The sequence below is a fragment of the Pseudomonas sp. UBA5568 genome (assembly GCF_002425525.1).
GTDB lineage: Bacteria > Pseudomonadota > Gammaproteobacteria > Pseudomonadales > Pseudomonadaceae > Aquipseudomonas > Aquipseudomonas fulva.
On the sequence record NZ_DIMK01000054.1, the window covers coordinates 1 to 18,506 of the forward strand.

General features: G+C 57.3%; 28 protein-coding genes and 1 pseudogene. 28 read left to right on the top strand and 1 reads right to left on the bottom strand.

Annotated elements, in window-relative coordinates; genetic code table 11:
- The 26 genes and pseudogenes from B2S33_RS17395 to bfr all read left to right on the top strand — a co-directional run.
- A pseudogene (locus tag B2S33_RS17395) lies at positions 1-135 on the top strand (50S ribosomal protein L2); the annotation flags it as partial.
- A gap of 16 nt (positions 136-151) precedes the next feature.
- Positions 152-427 (top strand): 30S ribosomal protein S19, encoded by a 276-nt coding sequence (gene rpsS, locus B2S33_RS17400; RefSeq protein WP_003255482.1) that lies wholly within the window; start codon positions 152-154, stop codon positions 425-427.
- Positions 428-438: 11 nt separating this feature from the next.
- Positions 439-771 carry a 50S ribosomal protein L22 gene (rplV, locus tag B2S33_RS17405; protein ID WP_003103908.1) on the top strand — a complete coding sequence of 111 codons (333 nt, stop codon included), beginning with the start codon at positions 439-441 and terminating at the stop codon, positions 769-771.
- Positions 772-784: 13 nt separating this feature from the next.
- Complete coding sequence (gene rpsC, locus B2S33_RS17410) at positions 785-1,471, top strand: 30S ribosomal protein S3 (RefSeq protein ID WP_023535026.1); 687 nt, start codon at positions 785-787, stop codon at positions 1,469-1,471.
- A 12-nt stretch (positions 1,472-1,483) separates the two neighbouring features.
- Positions 1,484-1,897: a 50S ribosomal protein L16 gene (gene rplP / locus B2S33_RS17415; protein WP_003255479.1), complete on the top strand. Its 414-nt coding sequence runs from the start codon at positions 1,484-1,486 to the stop codon at positions 1,895-1,897.
- Positions 1,897-2,088 carry a 50S ribosomal protein L29 gene (gene rpmC / locus B2S33_RS17420; protein WP_002555481.1) on the top strand — a complete coding sequence of 64 codons (192 nt, stop codon included), beginning with the start codon at positions 1,897-1,899 and terminating at the stop codon, positions 2,086-2,088. The genes rplP and rpmC overlap by 1 nt, the downstream gene beginning before the upstream one ends.
- A gap of 2 nt (positions 2,089-2,090) precedes the next feature.
- On the top strand, positions 2,091-2,357 hold the full coding sequence (gene rpsQ / locus B2S33_RS17425; protein ID WP_023534981.1) for a 30S ribosomal protein S17: 267 nt from the start codon (positions 2,091-2,093) through the stop codon (positions 2,355-2,357).
- Between the two features lie 23 nt (positions 2,358-2,380).
- The gene (gene rplN, locus B2S33_RS17430; RefSeq protein WP_002555479.1) at positions 2,381-2,749 is read left to right on the top strand and encodes a 50S ribosomal protein L14; all 369 of its coding nucleotides are present in this window, start codon (positions 2,381-2,383) and stop codon (positions 2,747-2,749) included.
- A gap of 11 nt (positions 2,750-2,760) precedes the next feature.
- Positions 2,761-3,075: a 50S ribosomal protein L24 gene (rplX, locus tag B2S33_RS17435; protein WP_003255476.1), complete on the top strand. Its 315-nt coding sequence runs from the start codon at positions 2,761-2,763 to the stop codon at positions 3,073-3,075.
- A gap of 20 nt (positions 3,076-3,095) precedes the next feature.
- Entirely contained in the window at positions 3,096-3,635 is a 540-nt protein-coding gene (gene rplE, locus B2S33_RS17440; RefSeq protein ID WP_023535025.1) for a 50S ribosomal protein L5, read from the top strand.
- Between the two features lie 13 nt (positions 3,636-3,648).
- Positions 3,649-3,954 carry a 30S ribosomal protein S14 gene (gene rpsN, locus B2S33_RS17445; protein ID WP_023534988.1) on the top strand — a complete coding sequence of 102 codons (306 nt, stop codon included), beginning with the start codon at positions 3,649-3,651 and terminating at the stop codon, positions 3,952-3,954.
- 209 nt (positions 3,955-4,163) lie between these two features.
- Complete coding sequence (rpsH, locus tag B2S33_RS17450) at positions 4,164-4,556, top strand: 30S ribosomal protein S8 (protein WP_008089805.1); 393 nt, start codon at positions 4,164-4,166, stop codon at positions 4,554-4,556.
- A 12-nt stretch (positions 4,557-4,568) separates the two neighbouring features.
- Positions 4,569-5,102: a 50S ribosomal protein L6 gene (gene rplF / locus B2S33_RS17455; protein WP_009681972.1), complete on the top strand. Its 534-nt coding sequence runs from the start codon at positions 4,569-4,571 to the stop codon at positions 5,100-5,102.
- Between the two features lie 10 nt (positions 5,103-5,112).
- Positions 5,113-5,463 (top strand): 50S ribosomal protein L18, encoded by a 351-nt coding sequence (gene rplR, locus B2S33_RS17460; protein ID WP_008089801.1) that lies wholly within the window; start codon positions 5,113-5,115, stop codon positions 5,461-5,463.
- A 3-nt stretch (positions 5,464-5,466) separates the two neighbouring features.
- Positions 5,467-5,967, top strand: coding sequence for a 30S ribosomal protein S5 (gene rpsE / locus B2S33_RS17465; RefSeq protein WP_003255465.1), 501 nt, complete (start codon positions 5,467-5,469; stop codon positions 5,965-5,967).
- Between the two features lie 2 nt (positions 5,968-5,969).
- Positions 5,970-6,146 carry a 50S ribosomal protein L30 gene (rpmD, locus tag B2S33_RS17470; RefSeq protein WP_023535007.1) on the top strand — a complete coding sequence of 59 codons (177 nt, stop codon included), beginning with the start codon at positions 5,970-5,972 and terminating at the stop codon, positions 6,144-6,146.
- A 3-nt stretch (positions 6,147-6,149) separates the two neighbouring features.
- Complete coding sequence (gene rplO / locus B2S33_RS17475) at positions 6,150-6,584, top strand: 50S ribosomal protein L15 (protein WP_023535012.1); 435 nt, start codon at positions 6,150-6,152, stop codon at positions 6,582-6,584.
- Entirely contained in the window at positions 6,585-7,916 is a 1,332-nt protein-coding gene (gene secY / locus B2S33_RS17480) for a preprotein translocase subunit SecY (protein WP_003257108.1), read from the top strand.
- Between the two features lie 28 nt (positions 7,917-7,944).
- The gene (rpmJ, locus tag B2S33_RS17485) at positions 7,945-8,061 is read left to right on the top strand and encodes a 50S ribosomal protein L36 (protein ID WP_002555468.1); all 117 of its coding nucleotides are present in this window, start codon (positions 7,945-7,947) and stop codon (positions 8,059-8,061) included.
- A gap of 131 nt (positions 8,062-8,192) precedes the next feature.
- Positions 8,193-8,549 carry a 30S ribosomal protein S13 gene (gene rpsM, locus B2S33_RS17490; RefSeq protein ID WP_009681976.1) on the top strand — a complete coding sequence of 119 codons (357 nt, stop codon included), beginning with the start codon at positions 8,193-8,195 and terminating at the stop codon, positions 8,547-8,549.
- A gap of 18 nt (positions 8,550-8,567) precedes the next feature.
- Complete coding sequence (gene rpsK / locus B2S33_RS17495; RefSeq protein ID WP_003255454.1) at positions 8,568-8,957, top strand: 30S ribosomal protein S11; 390 nt, start codon at positions 8,568-8,570, stop codon at positions 8,955-8,957.
- A 15-nt stretch (positions 8,958-8,972) separates the two neighbouring features.
- Positions 8,973-9,593, top strand: coding sequence for a 30S ribosomal protein S4 (rpsD, locus tag B2S33_RS17500; RefSeq protein ID WP_003257114.1), 621 nt, complete (start codon positions 8,973-8,975; stop codon positions 9,591-9,593).
- Positions 9,594-9,615: 22 nt separating this feature from the next.
- Positions 9,616-10,617, top strand: coding sequence for a DNA-directed RNA polymerase subunit alpha (locus tag B2S33_RS17505; protein ID WP_003255452.1), 1,002 nt, complete (start codon positions 9,616-9,618; stop codon positions 10,615-10,617).
- 42 nt (positions 10,618-10,659) lie between these two features.
- On the top strand, positions 10,660-11,046 hold the full coding sequence (gene rplQ / locus B2S33_RS17510) for a 50S ribosomal protein L17 (protein ID WP_003255451.1): 387 nt from the start codon (positions 10,660-10,662) through the stop codon (positions 11,044-11,046).
- 171 nt (positions 11,047-11,217) lie between these two features.
- On the top strand, positions 11,218-12,657 hold the full coding sequence (locus B2S33_RS17515) for a catalase (RefSeq protein WP_197874202.1): 1,440 nt from the start codon (positions 11,218-11,220) through the stop codon (positions 12,655-12,657).
- Positions 12,658-12,820: 163 nt separating this feature from the next.
- Positions 12,821-13,285, top strand: coding sequence for a bacterioferritin (gene bfr / locus B2S33_RS17520; protein WP_023534970.1), 465 nt, complete (start codon positions 12,821-12,823; stop codon positions 13,283-13,285).
- Positions 13,286-13,380: 95 nt separating this feature from the next.
- Here bfr and uvrA read toward each other — a convergent pair whose 3' ends face one another.
- A complete protein-coding gene (gene uvrA / locus B2S33_RS17525) occupies positions 13,381-16,215 on the bottom strand; it encodes an excinuclease ABC subunit UvrA (RefSeq protein ID WP_028687678.1) in 2,835 nt (944 codons plus the stop codon).
- A 129-nt stretch (positions 16,216-16,344) separates the two neighbouring features.
- Here uvrA and B2S33_RS17530 point away from each other — a divergent pair, with 129 nt between their 5' ends.
- Both B2S33_RS17530 and B2S33_RS17535 read left to right on the top strand, forming a co-directional pair.
- Positions 16,345-17,739 carry an MFS transporter gene (locus tag B2S33_RS17530; protein ID WP_023534992.1) on the top strand — a complete coding sequence of 465 codons (1,395 nt, stop codon included), beginning with the start codon at positions 16,345-16,347 and terminating at the stop codon, positions 17,737-17,739.
- A 9-nt stretch (positions 17,740-17,748) separates the two neighbouring features.
- Positions 17,749-18,300, top strand: a complete 552-nt coding sequence (locus tag B2S33_RS17535) for a single-stranded DNA-binding protein (RefSeq protein WP_023534972.1) — start codon at positions 17,749-17,751, stop codon at positions 18,298-18,300.
- Positions 18,301-18,506 lie beyond the last annotated feature (206 nt).

Consider the following 18,506-nt stretch of genomic DNA (forward strand, 5'->3'; position numbering starts at 1 on the left):
CACCCACATGGTGGTGGTGAAGGTCGTACCTCCGGTGGTCGTCATCCGGTATCGCCATGGGGCTTCCCAACCAAGGGTGCTAAAACCCGTGGTAATAAGCGTACCGACAACATGATCGTCCGTCGTCGCAAGTAACTAGAGGGATACGACAGTGCCACGTTCTCTGAAAAAAGGTCCTTTTATCGATCTTCACCTCTTGAAGAAGGTCGAAGTGGCGGTGGAGAAGAACGATCGCAAACCAGTTAAAACCTGGTCGCGTCGCTCGATGATCCTGCCACAAATGGTCGGTCTGACCATCGCGGTTCACAACGGTCGCCAGCATGTTCCAGTTCTCGTGAACGAAGACATGGTCGGCCACAAACTGGGCGAGTTCGCCGGTACCCGCACCTATCGCGGGCACGTGGCTGACAAGAAAGCCAAGCGTTAAGGGGTAAGGAAATGGAAGTAGCCGCTAAGTTGTCGGGCGCTCGAATCTCCGCCCAGAAAGCCCGCTTGGTCGCCGACCAGATCCGCGGGAAGAAGGTGGGCGAAGCGCTCAACCTGTTGGCCTTCAGCAGCAAAAAAGCCGCTGAAATCATGAAGAAAGTCCTCGAGTCGGCCGTAGCCAACGCCGAACACAACGAAGGCGCAGACGTTGATGACCTGAAGGTCTCCACCGTCTTCGTCAACGAAGGGCGTTCGCTGAAGCGCATCATGCCACGTGCCAAAGGCCGTGCTGATCGCATCGTCAAGCGGTCTTGCCATATCACTGTCAAGGTTGCGGACAAGTAACGGAGTCGATCAGATGGGTCAGAAAGTACATCCCACTGGCATTCGCCTGGGAATCGTCAAGGAGCACACCTCCGTCTGGTACGCAGACGGTGCTACTTACGCAGATTACCTGTTGAAGGATCTGAAAACGCGTGAGTACCTCCACGACAAACTAAAAAGCGCGTCCGTAAGCCGTATCGATATTCATCGTCCGGCTCAAACTGCACGCATCACCATCCACACCGCTCGTCCAGGTATCGTTATCGGGAAGAAAGGTGAGGATGTCGAGAAGCTGCGCCAGGACCTGACCAAGCAGATGGGTGTGCCTGTGCACATCAACATCGAAGAGATCCGCAAGCCGGAACTCGACGCCATGCTGGTTGCGCAAAGCGTAGCTCAGCAGCTGGAACGCCGCGTTATGTTCCGTCGCGCCATGAAGCGCGCCGTACAGAACGCCATGCGTATTGGTGCCAAGGGCATCAAGATCCAGGTGAGCGGTCGTCTCGGCGGCGCTGAGATTGCTCGTACCGAGTGGTATCGCGAAGGTCGTGTGCCTCTGCACACCCTGCGTGCCGATATCGACTACAACACCTACGAAGCTCACACCACTTACGGTGTGATCGGTGTGAAGGTTTGGATTTTCAAAGGCGAAGTTATTGGTGGTCGCCAAGAAGAACTGAAACCACAAGCACCAGCGCCTCGTAAAAAAGCTGCTAAGTAAGGGGTACGCCAAATGTTGCAACCTAAGCGTACAAAATTCCGCAAGCAGATGACTGGCCACAACCGTGGTCTGGCACTGCGCGGTAGCAAAGTCAGCTTCGGCGAATTCGCCCTGAAAGCTGTTGCTCGCGGTCGCCTCACCGCCCGCCAGATCGAGTCCGCACGTCGTGCGCTGACCCGTCACGTAAAACGTGGCGGCAAGATCTGGATCCGTGTATTCCCGGACAAGCCGATCTCCAAGAAACCTCTCGAGGTTCGTATGGGTAAAGGTAAGGGTTCCGTTGAGTACTGGGTTGCCCAGATCCAGCCAGGCAAAGTCCTGTACGAGATCGAGGGTGTTTCTGAAGAGCTGGCGCGCGAAGCTTTCGCTCTGGCCGCTGCGAAGCTGCCTCTCGCCACCTCCTTTGTTAAGCGGACGGTGATGTGATGAAAGCGAATGAACTTCGTGAAAAATCCGCACAGCAACTGAACGAGCAACTGCTCGGCTTGCTGCGCGACCAGTTCAATCTGCGTATGCAGAAAGCAACTGGCCAGTTGGGGCAGTCGCACCTGCTCTCGCAAGTCAAGCGTGACATCGCTCGCGTGAAGACTGTGCTCAACCAGCAGGCAGGTAAGTGATCATGGCTGAAGCTGAAAAAACCGTCCGTACGCTGACTGGCCGTGTCGTCAGCGACAAAATGGACAAGACCATCACCGTTCTGATCGAGCGTCGCGTTAAGCACCCGATCTACGGTAAATACGTTAAGCGTTCGACTAAGCTGCACGCGCACGACGAAACCAATCAGTGCAAGATCGGCGACAAGGTTTCCATTACCGAAACCCGTCCGCTGGCCAAGACCAAGTCCTGGGCACTGGTTGAAGTCCTCGAACGCGCTGTTGAAGTCTAAGGGCTAGGGGTCGGAGAAATTTTATGATTCAGACTCAATCCATGCTCGATGTGGCCGATAACAGCGGCGCTCGTCGCGTCATGTGCATCAAGGTGCTCGGCGGTTCTCACCGCCGTTACGCCGGCATCGGTGACATCATCAAAGTTACCGTCAAGGAAGCAATTCCGCGCGGTAAGGTCAAAAAAGGCCAAGTGATGACTGCTGTTGTCGTGCGCACCCGTCACGGTGTTCGTCGCGCTGACGGTTCCATCATTCGTTTCGACGGCAACGCTGCTGTTCTGCTGAACAACAAGCAAGAGCCGATCGGCACTCGCATCTTCGGGCCAGTGACCCGTGAACTTCGTACTGAGAAGTTCATGAAGATCGTCTCGCTCGCCCCTGAAGTGCTGTAAGGAGATCCGACATGCAAAAGATTCGTCGTGACGACGAGATCATCGTGATCGCCGGCAAAGACAAAGGTAAGCGCGGTAAGGTGCTGAAGGTTCTCGCTGACGACCGTCTGGTCATCGGTGGTGTGAACCTGGTCAAGCGTCATACCAAGCCTAACCCGATGGCGGGCGTTCAGGGCGGTATCGTCGAAAAAGAAGCGCCTCTGCACGCTTCCAACGTTGCCATCTTCAACGGTGAAACCAACAAGGCTGACCGCGTTGGTTTCAAAGTAGAAGACGGTAAGAAAATTCGTGTCTTCAAGTCGACCCAAAAAGCGGTTGATGCTTGAACACTGCTAGGTAGAAGACCATGGCACGACTGAAAGAGATTTACCGGAACGAGATCGCTCCTAAGCTTAAGGATGAACTTAAGCTGTCGAACGTGATGGAAGTTCCGCGCGTTACCAAAATCACCCTGAACATGGGTCTGGGCGAAGCGATCGGTGACAAGAAGGTCATCGAGCACGCTGTTGCCGACCTGGAAAAGATCACCGGTCAAAAGCCGGTCGTGACTTTCGCTCGCAAATCCATCGCTGGCTTCAAAGTCCGCGAAGGCTGGCCGATCGGCGTCAAGGTGACCCTGCGTAGCGACAAGATGTACGAATTCCTGGACCGCCTGCTGGCGATCTCCCTGCCTCGGGTTCGCGACTTCCGCGGCCTGAATGCCAAGTCCTTCGACGGTCGTGGCAACTACAGCATGGGCGTGAAAGAGCAGATCATCTTCCCGGAAATCGACTACGACAAGATCGATGCTCTGCGCGGTTTGGACATCACCCTGACCACCACTGCTCGTTCGGACGACGAAGGCCGCGCTCTGCTGCGTGCTTTCAAGTTCCCGTTCCGCAACTGATTGGAGTAGGAAAATGGCCAAGAAGAGCATGAAAAACCGTGAGCTGAAGCGTCAGCAAACGGTAGCCAAGTACGCTAAAAAGCGCGCTGAGCTGAAAGCGACCATCGTCAATCTGAACGCCTCTCCTGAAGAGCGTTTCGCTGCCGTTGTCGCTCTGCAAAAGCAGCCTCGCGATGCTAGCGCTGCACGCCTGCGCAACCGTTGCCGCCTGACCGGTCGTCCTCACGGTGTATACCGTAAGTTCGGCCTGGGCCGTAACATGCTGCGTCAAGCGGCAATGCGTGGCGACGTACCAGGTCTGGTCAAGGCCTCCTGGTAATCGCTGCAGGTTGAGTCGTCGGCGTAGGGGGTTAATCTTCCGACCGCCGGTGACGCTTCCCACGAACAAGCCCCTACATGGGGCTTGTTTCGTTTCTGGCTTGTGTCTAGAATGACCGGCTCACCTGAGCCTGGGCTTCTTGCCCTGCCTGTTCAGGTGGTTGTGATAGCCGCAAGGCTAATAATTCTTGTATCAGGAGCATCTAGCCCATGAGTATGCAGGACCCGTTAGCGGACATGCTAACTCGCATCCGTAATGCCCAGATGGCTGAAAAGTCCGTCGTAAGCATGCCTTCCTCCACCCTGAAGGTCGCGGTTGCCAAAGTTCTGAAAGATGAAGGTTACATCGCTGGTTACCAGGTAACTGGTGAAGCCAAGCCTTCCCTGTCGATCGAACTCAAGTACTTCGAAGGCCGTCCGGTCATCGAGGAACTGAAGCGCTCCAGCCGTCCAGGCCTGCGCCAGTACAAGTCCGTCACAGATCTGCCGAAAGTACGTGGCGGCCTGGGCGTGTCTATCGTCTCCACCAACAAAGGTGTGATGACTGACCGCGCTGCGCGCGCTGCCGGTGTCGGCGGCGAAGTTCTGTGCACAGTGTTCTAAGGGGAGATAGGCATGTCTCGCGTCGCTAAGAACCCCGTTAAGCTGCCAGCAGGCGTCGAAGTAAAATTCGCCGGCCAGCAGCTTTCGGTGAAGGGTGCCAAGGGCACTCTCGAACTGAACGTTCACTCGTCTGTTGAAGTTACCGAAGAGTCCGGCGAACTGCGCTTCGTCGCTCGCAACGGTGATCAGCAAGCTCGCGCCATGGCCGGTACTACCCGCGCTCTGGTGAACAACATGGTCCAAGGCGTAAGCCAAGGCTTCGAGCGCAAGCTCCAGCTGGTCGGTGTTGGTTACAAGGCACAGGCAAAAGGCACCGTCCTGAACCTGGCTCTGGGCTTCTCGCATCCAGTGGACTACGAACTGCCAGCCGGTATCACCGCAGAAACCCCAAGCCAAACCGACATCCTGATCAAGGGTATCGATAAGCAGCTGGTGGGTCAGGTGGCCGCTGAAATCCGCGATTTCCGTCCGCCAGAGCCTTACAAAGGCAAGGGTGTGCGTTACGCGGACGAAGTAGTCCGTCGTAAAGAAGCCAAGAAGAAGTAGGGCCTAGCAAATGACCGACAAAAAAGTTACTCGACTGCGTCGCGCTCGCAAAGCACGTCTCAAGATGCACGAACTCGAAGTCGTGCGCCTGTGCGTGTTCCGCTCCTCGCAGCATATCTACGCCCAGGTCATTTCGGCCGACGGCAGCAAGGTTCTGGCAAGCGCCTCGACCTTGGACAAAGACCTGCGTGATGGCGCCACTGGCAACATCGACGCGGCCACTAAGGTTGGCAAGCTGGTAGCTGAGCGTGCGAAAGCCGCCGGTGTATCTCAAGTTGCCTTTGACCGTTCCGGCTTCAAGTACCATGGCCGCGTCAAAGCGCTGGCTGATGCTGCTCGTGAAGGCGGGCTGGAGTTCTAAGTTATGGCAAATAACGATCAAAAGCGCGACGAAGGCTACATCGAGAAGCTGGTTCAAGTTAACCGCGTTGCCAAAACCGTAAAAGGCGGCCGTATCTTCACCTTCACCGCGCTGACCGTGGTGGGTGATGGCAAGGGTCGTGTTGGCTTCGGCCGTGGCAAGTCGCGCGAAGTACCTGCCGCGATCCAGAAAGCCATGGAAGCTGCTCGTCGCAACATGATTCAGGTAGACCTGAAGGGCACCACTCTGCAGTACGCCACCAAGGCCGCCCACGGCGCCTCGAAGGTTTACATGCAGCCTGCCTCGGAAGGTACCGGTATCATCGCCGGTGGCGCAATGCGTGCCGTCCTGGAAGTTGCTGGTGTTCAGAACGTTCTGGCCAAGTGCTACGGTTCGACCAACCCAGTGAACGTGGTTTACGCCACCTTCAAGGGTCTGAAAGCCATGCAATCTCCTGAATCCATTGCTGCCAAGCGCGGCAAGAGCGTCGAGGAGATCTTCTGATCATGGCAACCGTTAAAGTAACGCTGATCAAAAGCACCGCCGGCCGTCTGCCTAACCACATTCTGTGCGTTAAAGGCCTGGGTCTGCGTCGCATCGGTCACACTGTAGAAGTCCAGGATACTCCCGAGAACCGCGGGATGATCAACAAGGCTTACTACATGCTGAAGGTCGAGGGTTAATCAATGAAACTCAATGATCTGAGTCCAGCGCCGGGTTCCCGTCGCGAGAAGCATCGTCCGGGCCGTGGTATCGGTAGCGGTTTGGGTAAGACTGGTGGCCGTGGTCACAAAGGTCAGACCTCCCGTTCCGGTGGCACCATCGCTCCGGGCTTCGAAGGCGGTCAACAGCCGCTGCACCGTCGTCTGCCGAAGTTCGGCTTCGTTTCCCTGAAAGCCATGGACCGCGCAGAAGTGCGTCTGTCCGAGTTGGCCAAAGTGGACGGCGACGTGATCTCCGTGCAATCCCTGAAGGATGCCAACGTGATCGGCCAGAACGTACAGCGTGTGAAAATCATGCTGTCTGGCGAAGTCACTCGCGCAGTCACCATCAAGGGTATCGCAGCCACCAAGGGTGCGCGTGCGGCTATCGAAGCAGCTGGCGGCAAGTTCGAGGAATAAATGGCTAAGCAAGGTGCTCTCTCTTCGCTCGGTAAGGGCGGGATGTCGGAACTCTGGGCTCGTCTGCGCTTTCTGTTCATGGCGATCATCGTCTATCGGATAGGTGCGCATATCCCGGTTCCCGGCATCAATCCGGACCGTCTGGCGGATCTGTTTCGGCAGAATGAGGGGACCATTCTTAGCTTGTTCAACATGTTTTCCGGTGGCGCGCTTGAGCGCATGAGCATCTTTGCATTGGGGATCATGCCGTACATTTCGGCATCGATCATCATGCAGCTGATGACCGCGGTCAGCCCGCAACTGGAGCAGTTGAAGAAGGAAGGTGAAGCTGGCCGTCGCAAGATCAGCCAGTACACCCGCTACGGCACCGTTATCCTGGCGCTGGTCCAAGCCATTGGCATGTCCATTGGCCTGGCCAACCAGGGCGTGGCGTTTTCTGTAGGCCTCGGCTTCCATGTCGTTGCCGTCTCCACCTTTGTGGCAGGCGCAATGTTCATGATGTGGCTGGGCGAGCAGATCACCGAGCGCGGTGTGGGCAACGGTATCTCGATGTTGATTTTCGCAGGTATCGTTGCCGGTCTTCCGAGAGCAATCGGGCAGTCTTTCGAGTCTGCACGCACGGGTGATATCAACATTTTCGCCCTGGTCGCTATCGGTTTGCTGGCAGTAGCGATCATCGGTTTCGTGGTGTTCATCGAGCGTGGTCAGCGGCGTATTGCCGTTCATTACGCCAAGCGCCAGCAGGGCCGCAAGGTCTTCGCTGCGCAGACCAGCCACTTGCCGCTGAAGGTGAACATGGCGGGGGTTATCCCGGCCATCTTCGCGAGCAGCATCTTGCTGTTCCCGGCTTCGCTGGGTGCCTGGTTCGGTCAGTCCGAAGGTATGGGCTGGCTGCAGGACATCTCGCAGTCGATCGCTCCTGGTCAGCCGTTGAACATTCTGCTGTTTAGTGCAGGGATCATTTTCTTCTGCTTCTTCTACACAGCATTGATGTTCAATCCGAAAGACGTAGCGGAAAACCTGAAGAAGTCCGGTGCCTTTATTCCGGGTATCCGTCCTGGTGAGCAGTCGGCGCGCTACATTGATGGCGTTCTGACTCGTCTGACCATGTTCGGTGCTCTTTACATGATGGCCGTCTGCCTTCTGCCCCAGTTCCTGGTGGTGGCAGCAAATGTGCCGTTCTACCTTGGCGGGACCTCGTTGCTGATTGTGGTAGTGGTTGTGATGGACTTCATGTCCCAAGTACAATCGCACCTCGTTTCGCACCAGTACGAATCCCTGATGAAGAAAGCCAACCTGAAAGGCTACGGTGGCAGCGGTTTGCTGCGCTGATAAGCCCCTAAGGTTCGAGGAGTCGGTAATGAAAGTTCGTGCATCGGTGAAAAAGCTGTGCCGCAACTGCAAGATCATCCGTCGCGAAGGCGTCGTACGAGTGATCTGCAGCGCGGAACCGCGTCACAAACAGCGCCAAGGCTGAGTGTGATTCGCGCTTCAAACCCAGCAGCTAGTGTGCTGCTGGGTTGATTATTTGTTTCTACAGCGATATTATCTCGCGCCCTATTTCTTGGCTTCCGGGGCGTAGGTAGCTGTCAATTGGAGTCCCACTGAATGGCCCGTATTGCAGGCGTTAACATTCCAGATAACAAGCATACTGTTATCTCGCTGACCTACATCTATGGTGTCGGTCGCACTACTGCACAGAAAATCTGTGTAGATGCTGGTGTAAATCCAGCCGCTAAGATCAAGGATCTGAGCGACGAGCAAATCGAAACCCTGCGTGGCGAAGTCGCGAAGTTCACCACCGAAGGTGACCTGCGCCGTGACGTAAACATGAAGATCAAGCGCTTGATGGACCTGGGTTGCTACCGCGGCCTGCGTCATCGTAAAGGTCTGCCGGTTCGCGGTCAGCGCACCAAGACCAACGCACGCACCCGTAAGGGCCCGCGTAAGCCGATCCGCAAGTAATCGCCCAGGAATATAGACATGGCAAAACCTGCTGCTCGTCCTCGTAAAAAAGTCAAAAAGACAGTGGTTGATGGCATCGCCCACATCCACGCTTCTTTTAACAACACCATCGTGACCATCACCGACCGTCAGGGCAATGCTTTGTCCTGGGCGACCTCCGGTGGTTCGGGTTTCCGTGGTTCGCGCAAATCCACCCCGTTCGCAGCTCAGATCGCTGCTGAGCGTGCTGGTCAAGCTGCGCTGGAATACGGTCTGAAGAACCTCGACGTAAACGTCAAGGGTCCAGGTCCAGGTCGTGAGTCCGCCGTTCGTGCATTGAACAGCTGCGGCTACAAGATCGCCAGCATCACCGACGTGACGCCAATCCCGCATAACGGGTGCCGTCCGCCGAAGAAGCGTCGCGTGTAATCAGGAGACAGATAAATGGCACGTTACATTGGTCCAAAATGCAAACTGTCTCGTCGTGAAGGCACCGATCTGTTCCTGAAGAGCGGCGTTCGCGCTCTGGAATCGAAGTGCAACATCGAAGCAGCCCCAGGTATCCACGGCCAGCGCCGTGGCCGTCAGTCCGACTACGGTACCCAGCTGCGCGAGAAACAAAAAGTCCGTCGTATCTACGGTGTTCTGGAGCGTCAGTTCCGCGGTTACTACCAAGCTGCTGCCTCGAAAAAAGGCGCAACCGGTGAGAACCTGCTGCAACTGCTCGAGTGCCGTCTGGATAACGTCGTTTACCGTATGGGCTTCGGCTCGACTCGTTCCGAGTCCCGTCAGCTGGTTTCGCACAAAGCGATCAGCGTCAACGGTAAGACTGTAAACATTCCATCCTACCAAGTTCGTCCGGGTGACGTGGTCGCGGTTCGTGAGAAGTCGCTGAACCAGCTGCGCATTGTTCAAGCCCTTGAACTGTGTGCCCAGCGTGGCCGCGTTGAGTGGGTTGACGTGGATGCTGCCAAAAAGTCGGGCGTTTTCAAGAACGTTCCTGCTCGCAGCGACCTGTCTGCCGACATCAACGAAAACCTGATTGTCGAGCTCTACTCCAAGTAAGGGCTAGAAAATAGGTGCATCCATGCAGATTTCGGTAAATGAGTTCCTGACTCCCCGCCACATTGATGTGCAGGTAGTCAGTCCGACCCGCGCCAAGATCACGCTCGAGCCTCTCGAGCGTGGCTTCGGCCATACCCTGGGCAACGCGCTGCGCCGCATCCTGTTGTCCTCCATGCCTGGCTGTGCAGTAGTCGAGGCCGAGATCGATGGCGTACTCCACGAGTACTCCGCGATCGAAGGTGTACAGGAAGATGTCATTGAAATCCTGTTGAACCTGAAAGGCCTGGCTATCAAACTGCACGGTCGTGACGAAGTTACGCTGACCTTGTCGAAAAAGGGTTCGGGGGTGGTTACCGCTGCCGATATTCAGCTGGATCACGATGTCGAGATCGTCAACCCCGATCACGTAATCGCGAACCTGGCGTCGAATGGCGCCCTGAACATGAAGCTCACTGTAGCTCGTGGTCGCGGTTACGAGCCGGCCGACTCCCGTCAGACCGACGAAGACGAAAGCCGTAGCATTGGCCGTCTGCAGTTGGACGCTTCGTTCAGCCCTGTGCGTCGTATCGCCTATGTGGTCGAGAACGCACGTGTTGAACAGCGTACCAACTTGGACAAGCTGGTCATTGATCTGGAAACCAACGGCACCCTGGATCCTGAAGAGGCTATCCGCCGCGCTGCGACCATCCTGCAACAGCAGTTGGCCGCGTTCGTCGACCTCAAAGGTGACAGTGAGCCTGTCGTAGTCGAGCAGGAAGACGAGATCGATCCGATCCTGCTACGTCCGGTTGACGACCTGGAACTGACTGTACGTTCGGCCAACTGCCTGAAGGCGGAGAACATCTACTACATCGGCGACCTGATTCAGCGTACCGAAGTAGAGCTGTTGAAGACTCCTAACCTTGGCAAGAAGTCCCTGACTGAAATCAAGGACGTCCTGGCCTCTCGTGGTCTGTCTCTCGGCATGCGCCTCGACAACTGGCCGCCTGCAAGTCTTAAGAAGGACGACAAGGCGACCGCCTGATCGTCGTAATCACCGAACGTAGTGTTTGGTAAGGAATGAATCATGCGTCATCGTAAAAGTGGACGTCACCTGAGCCGCACCAGCTCTCACCGCAAGGCTATGTTCCAGAACATGGCAGTGTCGTTGATCGAGCACGAGCTGATCAAAACCACCCTGCCGAAAGCCAAGGAACTGCGTCGCGTTGCCGAGCCGCTGATCACCCTGGCCAAGGAAGACAGCGTTGCCAACCGTCGTCTGGCCTTCGACCGTACCCGTTCGAAGTCCGCTGTTGGTAAACTGTTCAACGATCTGGGCAAGCGCTACGCCACCCGTCAGGGCGGTTACCTGCGCATCCTGAAATGCGGTTTCCGCGCTGGCGACAACGCGCCAATGGCGTACGTCGAGCTGGTTGATCGTCCAGTCGGTGGTGCTGTAGAAGCTGCCGAGTAAGACGTTTTGTCTGCTACAAAGAACCGGGCCTAGTGCCCGGTTTTTTGTATTTCAGGTTATTAAAACTATCTATCACAGTCAGTAATTCAATAAATTTCCAGGTAGGGCTAATTCTGCTGATAATCCTCTCAAGCCGATAAACAGGCATTTGAGACTGATCGAGGAGAGCCCATGAGCAAAACGCTTACTACCGCCAGCGGTGCCCCTGTAGCGGATAACCAGAACTCCCGTACCGCAGGTCAACGCGGTCCATTGCTGCTCGATGACTTCCACCTGATCGAGAAGCTGGCGCATTTCAACCGCGAAAACATTCCTGAGCGACGTGTGCATGCCAAAGGCTCTGGTGCCTACGGTACGTTCACGGTGACGCGCGACATTACTCACCTCACCAGTGCGAAACTGTTTGAGCAAATTGGCAAGCAGACCGAAACGTTTCTGCGATTTTCCACGGTAGGTGGGGAGCGTGGCTCGGCCGACACAGAGCGTGACCCACGAGGGTTTGCGGTCAAGTTCTATACGGAAGAAGGCAACTGGGACATCGTCGGCAATAACACGCCGGTGTTCTTCATCCGTGATCCACTGAAGTTTCCAGACTTCATTCACACGCAAAAACGCCATCCTCAGACCAATCTGAAGAATGCCCAAATGATGTGGGACTTCTGGTCTCATTCGCCGGAAGCGCTGCACCAGGTTACGATCTTGTTTTCGGACCGCGGTATCCCCGACGGTTATCGGCATATGCACGGCTTCGGCAGTCATACCTACAGCTTGATCAGCGCCGACGGTCAGCGTACGTGGGTCAAATGGCACTTCAAGACCCAGCAGGGCATCAAGAACCTGGCGCCTGCTGAAGCTGCGCGTCTGGCCGGCACCGATCCGGATTACGCCCAGCGCGACCTGTACCAGGCCATCGAGCGTGGCGACCACCCGCGCTGGACGGTGTGCATTCAGGTCATGGCTGAAGCAGAGGCCGCGAACCGTTCCGAAAATCCGTTCGACGTGACCAAGACCTGGTCGCAGAAAGATTACCCGCTGATCGAAGTGGGTGTACTGGAGCTCAACCGCAACCCACTGAACTACTTCGCCGAAGTCGAGCAGGCTGCATTCGGTCCGAGCAACATGGTGCCTGGGGTGGGGCTGTCACCTGATCGCATGCTGCAAGGCCGCGTGTTCGCCTATGCCGATGCGCACCGCTATCGGGTAGGCACCAACCATCAGCAATTGCCGGTGAATGCCCCCCGGTGTGCTGTCAACAGCTACCAGCGTGATGGCTCGATGGCGCTGGGTACCTACGGTGGGGCACCCAATTATGAGCCCAACAGCTACGCGGATGCTCCCAAGCAATCGCCGCGTCATGGTGAGCCTGGGCTTGCGCTGAATGGTTTGGCCGACCGGTATGATCATCGCGAGGACACCGATTACTTCAGCCACGCGGGCGCCCTGTTCCGGCTGATGAGCCAGGCGCAGCAGGAGCTACTGGTCAACAACATTGCGGGGGCCATGTCCGGAGTTACCGACGATGTCATCCAGCGTCAATTGCAATACTTCTTCAAAGCCGATCCCGCTTACGGGGCAGGTGTCGCAAAGGCGCTTGGGATGAATATCGCCTAAGTCGAAGTGATAAGAATAACCGCCCTCATTTGGGCGGTTTTTCAATGAATATCACTACCGTTTGCCCGATTTTTTCCAGTGAGTCGCGCGGTTTTCAGTGACCAAGCGCACAACGTGGTTCACACTATGCGGCATACACGCTTTCACATGGAGAACCCCGGCGATGCAAGGCCACCCAGACGTCATCAATTACCTCGTCATGCTGCTGAAGGGCGAACTGGCTGCACGTGACCAGTACTTCATTCACTCGCGCATGTACGAAGACTGGGGCCTGACCAAGCTCTACGAGCGCATCAACCATGAGATGGAAGAAGAGGCGCAGCACGCTGACGCTTTGATGCGCCGCATTCTCATGCTCGAGGGCACCCCGGACATGCGTGCGGACGATCTCGAAGTGGGAACCACTGTCCCTGAAATGATCGAAGCGGATTTGAAGCTCGAATACAAAGTGCGAGCGGCGCTTTGCAAGGGGATCGAGTTGTGCGAACTGCACAAGGATTATGTGAGCCGTGACATTCTGCGCGCGCAATTGGCCGATACCGAGGAAGATCACACCTATTGGCTCGAGAAGCAGCAAGGCTTGATCAAGGCGATCGGTCTGCAGAATTACCTGCAATCACAGATGTAATGCTTCGATTGCATTGTGCTTGGGCCTTGTAGTGGCTCTAGCATGAAAGCGATGAGCCGATAAGAAAGGGGCGCCTAGGCGCCCCTTCACGTTCATCACGCTCGGTCTCGCTCCAGCAGAGGCTTGAGGTAGTGCCCGGTGTAGGATTGTTTCATCTTGCTCAGTTCCTCGGGCGTACCGCATGCGATGATCTGCCCACCCTTTGAGCCGCCCTCTGGCCCGAGGTCCACCAGCCAATCGGCTGTCTTGATGACGTCCAGGTTGTGCTCGATGACCACCACGGTGTTGCCATGGTCACGAAGCCGGTGCAGAACATCCAGCAGCTGCTGGATATCGGCGAAGTGCAGGCCCGTAGTAGGCTCGTCCAGGATATACAAGGTCTTACCGGTATCGCGCTTGGACAGCTCCCGTGACAGCTTCACGCGCTGGGCTTCGCCCCCCGAAAGCGTCGTCGCCGATTGACCTAGCTTGATGTAGGAAAGCCCTACGTCCATCAGGGTTTGGAGCTTGCGCGCCAATGCAGGCACCGCATCGAAGAACTCACGCGCATCCTCGATGGTCATTTCCAGCACCTCGTGGATGTTCTTGCCCTTGTACTTGATCTCCAGGGTTTCGCGGTTGTAGCGCTTGCTCTTGCACACATCGCAAGGCACGTAGATGTCCGGGAGGAAATGCATTTCCACCTTGATCAGGCCGTCGCCCTGGCACGCTTCGCAGCGCCCGCCTTTCACGTTGAACGAGAACCGGCCTGGGCCATACCCGCGCGAGCGTGATTCAGGCACCCCAGAGAACAGCTCGCGGATCGGCGTGAAGATCCCTGTGTAGGTGGCAGGGTTGGACCGGGGGGTGCGGCCGATGGGGCTCTGGTCGATATCCACCACCTTGTCCAGGTGCTGCAACCCGTCCATGCTGGCATGGGGCGCCGCTTCCAGGCTGCTCGCGCCGTTCAGGGCGGTGGCTGCGAGCGGGAACAGGGTGTTGTTGATGAGCGTGGACTTGCCGGAGCCTGAGACGCCGGTCACGCAGGTCAGCAGCCCGATGGGGATTTCCAGATCGACGTTCTGAAGGTTGTTGCCACGTGCGCCCTTGAGCTTGAGCTGCAGCTTTTTGTCGCGCGGTGTGCGCTTGGCAGGGACCACGATCTTTCTACGGCCGGACAGGTACTGGCCGGTTACGGAGTCCGGGTGGTCCATGACTTCCTGAGGTGTACCCTCAGCGACGATCTTGCCGCCATGCACGCCGGCCCCTGGCCCAATGTCCACCACGTAGTCGGCCAGGCGGATCGCATCCTCGTCATGCTCGACGACGATTACCGTGTTGCCCAGATCACGCAGGTGATTGAGGGTGGCGAGCAAGCGATCGTTGTCGCGCTGATGAAGGCCAATGGACGGCTCGTCCAGGATATACATCACCCCCACCAAGCCTGCCCCGATCTGGCTGGCGAGGCGGATGCGCTGAGCCTCACCACCGGACAGGGTTTCTGCGCTACGGTCAAGGGTGAGGTAATCCAGGCCCACGTTCACCAGGAACTGCAACCGTTCGCAGATTTCCTTGAGAATCTTGGCCGCGATTTCGCCACGGCGACCGGTCAGGGTCAGCGTGCTGAAGTAGCCACTGGCGTCACCGATCGGCATATTGGCGACCGCCGGCAGCGTCTTCTCACCGACCCACACATGACGCGCCTCGCGCCGCAGCCGCGTGCCACGGCAGTCCGGGCACGGCTGGGTGCCCAGGTACTTGGCCAGTTCCTCGCGTACGGTATTGGACTCGGTTTCGCGGTAGCGGCGTTCCAGGTTGGGGATGATCCCTTCGAACGGGTGCGAGCGCTTGACGATGTCACCCCGGTCGTTGAGGTACTTGAAGTCCACGCTGTGCTTGCCGCTGCCTTGCAGGATCACCTTCTGATGCTCCGGCGCAAGCTCGCCGAATGCTTCGTCCAGGCTGAAGTCATAATGCGCAGCCAGCGACCCCAGCATCTGGAAGTAGTAGACGTTACGGCGATCCCACCCGCGAATGGCGCCTTCGGCCAAGGTCAGTTCCGCATTGACCAGGCGCTTGGTATCGAAATACTGCTTAACGCCCAGGCCATCACAGGTCGGGCAGGCACCGGCCGGGTTGTTGAACGAGAACAGCTTGGGTTCCAGTTCGCTGATCGCATGACCGCAAATGGGGCAGGCAAAGCGCGCCGAAAAAATGGTCTCTTCGCCTTTCTCGTCGTCCATGGGAGCGATCAGCGCGATACCATCCGCCAGCTTCAACGCGGTCTCGAACGACTCGGCCAATCGCTGCTGAAGATCGGCACGCACTTTGAAACGATCGACCACCACATCGATACTGTGCTTTTTCTGCTTGTCCAGCTTGGGCAACTCGTCCAGTTCGTAGAGTTTGCCGTTGACGCGGGCGCGGACGAAGCCTTGGGCGCGCAGCTCGTCGAACACCGCCAGGTGCTCACCCTTGCGCTCACGGATGACCGGGGCCAGGAGCATCAACTTGCTGCCTTCCGGGCGCTCCAGTACCAGGTCGACCATCTGGCTGACCGTTTGCGCTTCCAGTGGTATGTCATGGTCTGGGCAGCGGGGTGTCCCGACCCTGGCGTACAGCAGGCGCAAGTAGTCGTAGATCTCGGTGATGGTGCCGACGGTGGAGCGGGGGTTGTGTGAGGTGGATTTCTGTTCGATGGAAATGGCCGGTGACAGCCCTTCGATGGTATCGACGTCAGGCTTTTCCATCATCGAGAGGAACTGGCGGGCATACGCCGACAGCGATTCCACATAACGACGCTGGCCCTCGGCGTACAGCGTATCGAAGGCCAGGGATGACTTGCCCGAGCCCGACAGGCCGGTAATGACGATGAGCTTGTCCCGGGGCAGGGTCAGGTCGATGTTCTTCAGGTTGTGGGTACGTGCCCCACGAATCAGGATCTTGTCCACTGCGGCCTCGCTCGGCGGGCATAAACGAAGAATTATACGGCGCCCTGCCAGTACGCGGCAAAGCGTCGCGTAGATGCCGTCAAGCTGTCGGACTGATAGAATCGCCGCCGGTTCACACGAGATTAATCCATGCACGACACCCACAACGAGCGCATGAGCGGCAATGAAACCCGCGCCGCCGGCGGTCTGGCTCTGGTCTTCGCTTTTCGTATGCTGGGCATGTTCATGGTCTTGCCGGTCCTGGCCACCTATGGCATGGACCTGGCCGGCGCCACGCCCGCGCTGATTGGCCTGGCCATTGGCGCCTATGGCCTCACCCAGGCCGTGTTGCAGATTCCCTTCGGGATGATTTCAGACCGCATCGGCCGTCGACCCGTCATCTACCTGGGCTTGATCGTGTTTGCCCTGGGCAGCGTCCTGGCAGCCCAGGCCGATTCCATCTGGGGCATCATCGCAGGGCGCATCCTGCAAGGGGCCGGCGCCATTTCGGCGGCGGTGATGGCGCTGCTGTCGGACCTCACCCGGGAACAGCACCGCACCAAGGCCATGGCCATGATCGGGATGAGCATTGGTCTTTCCTTTGCAGTGGCAATGGTCGTCGGGCCTTTGCTGACAAGTGCCTTTGGCTTGTCAGGATTGTTCCTTGCAACGGCCGGCTTGGCCTTGGTTGGCATCGCGTTGATTGCCTTCGTGGTACCTGCCACGCACAACATTCTGCAGCATCGCGAATCGGGCGTTGCGCGTCAGGCCATCGGCCCGACCCTGCGTCACCCGGACCTTCTACGGCTGGATGTGAGCATCTTCATCCTGCATGCCATTCTCATGGCCAGCTTCGTCGCGCTGCCTCTGGCCTTCGTCGAGCGCGGCGGACTGCCCAAGGAACAACACTGGTGGGTCTACCTGACCGCGCTGTTCGTCTCATTTTTTGCAATGGTACCGTTCATCATCTACGGCGAAAAAAAGCGCAAGATGAAACGTGTGCTGGCAGGGGCCGTCAGCGTATTGCTGTTGGTCGAGCTATTCTTCTGGCAGTGGGCTGACGGTTTGCGCGGACTGGTGATCGGCACCGTGGTATTCTTCACCGCATTCAACCTGCTGGAGGCTTCGTTGCCTTCGCTGGTCAGCAAGGTGTCGCCAGCAGGTGGCAAGGGAACGGCGATGGGGGTGTACTCCACCAGCCAGTTTCTCGGTGCTGCGCTAGGGGGCATCCTGGGTGGCTGGCTGTTCCAGCATGGTGGGCTGAACACCGTGTTCCTTGGCTGCGCGATACTGTGTGCCATCTGGTTGGCCGTTGCCTTGAGCATGAACGAGCCACCGTATGTGACCAGCTTGCGCATGCCTTTGTCGCCGGAGGCCGCCAAGGATGCTGGCCTGGCTGCACGGTTGATGGCCGTGCCCGGCGTGACCGACGCCGTTGTGGTCTCGGAAGAATCAGCCGTCTATATCAAACTGGATACGAAAATTTTGGACCGTACGACCCTGGAGCGCCTGATCAATCCGGCCTCAGCGGCGTGCGAAGCCTAGGAGAACGTTATGGCCCGTGGGGTTAACAAAGTCATTCTGGTCGGTACCTGTGGCCAGGATCCCGAAGTCCGCTACCTGCCCAACGGTAATGCCGTGACCAACCTGAGCCTGGCAACCAGCGAGCAATGGACCGACAAGCAGTCGGGCCAGAAGGTCGAGCGTACCGAATGGCACCGTGTGTCGCTGTTCGGCAAGGTTGCTGAGATTGCCGGCGAGTACCTGCGCAAAGGTTCGCAGTGCTACATCGAAGGCAAGCTGCAGACCCGTGAGTGGGAAAAAGACGGCATCAAGCGCTACACCACTGAAATCATCGTTGACATCAACGGCACCATGCAGCTGCTGGGCGGCCGTCCGCAGAACCAGCAAGGCGGCGGCGACCCGTACAACCAGGGTGGCGGTAACAACTACAACCAAGGTGGCGGTCAGCAGCAACAGTACAACCAGCAACCTGCGCGCCAGCAGGCCCCGCGCCCGCAACAGCAACAGCGCCCGGCGCCGCAGCAGCCAGCGCCGCAACCGGCGGCTGACTTCGACAGCTTTGATGATGATATTCCGTTCTGATTTGAACGGTAGGGCATCGCGCTACAGTAAAAACCCGGGGCAATTGCTCCGGGTTTTTTATACTTGGGGCATGGTCAACTATTAAGTTTGTTGGCGAGTAAGAACAGTACTCAATGAACTTTCTCCTTCTGCCGTAGGGTCTTTCCCAAGTTTGCATGACACCGACTATGCAGTGCCAATATTGCTTAGTATCTCAGCTTTGACAA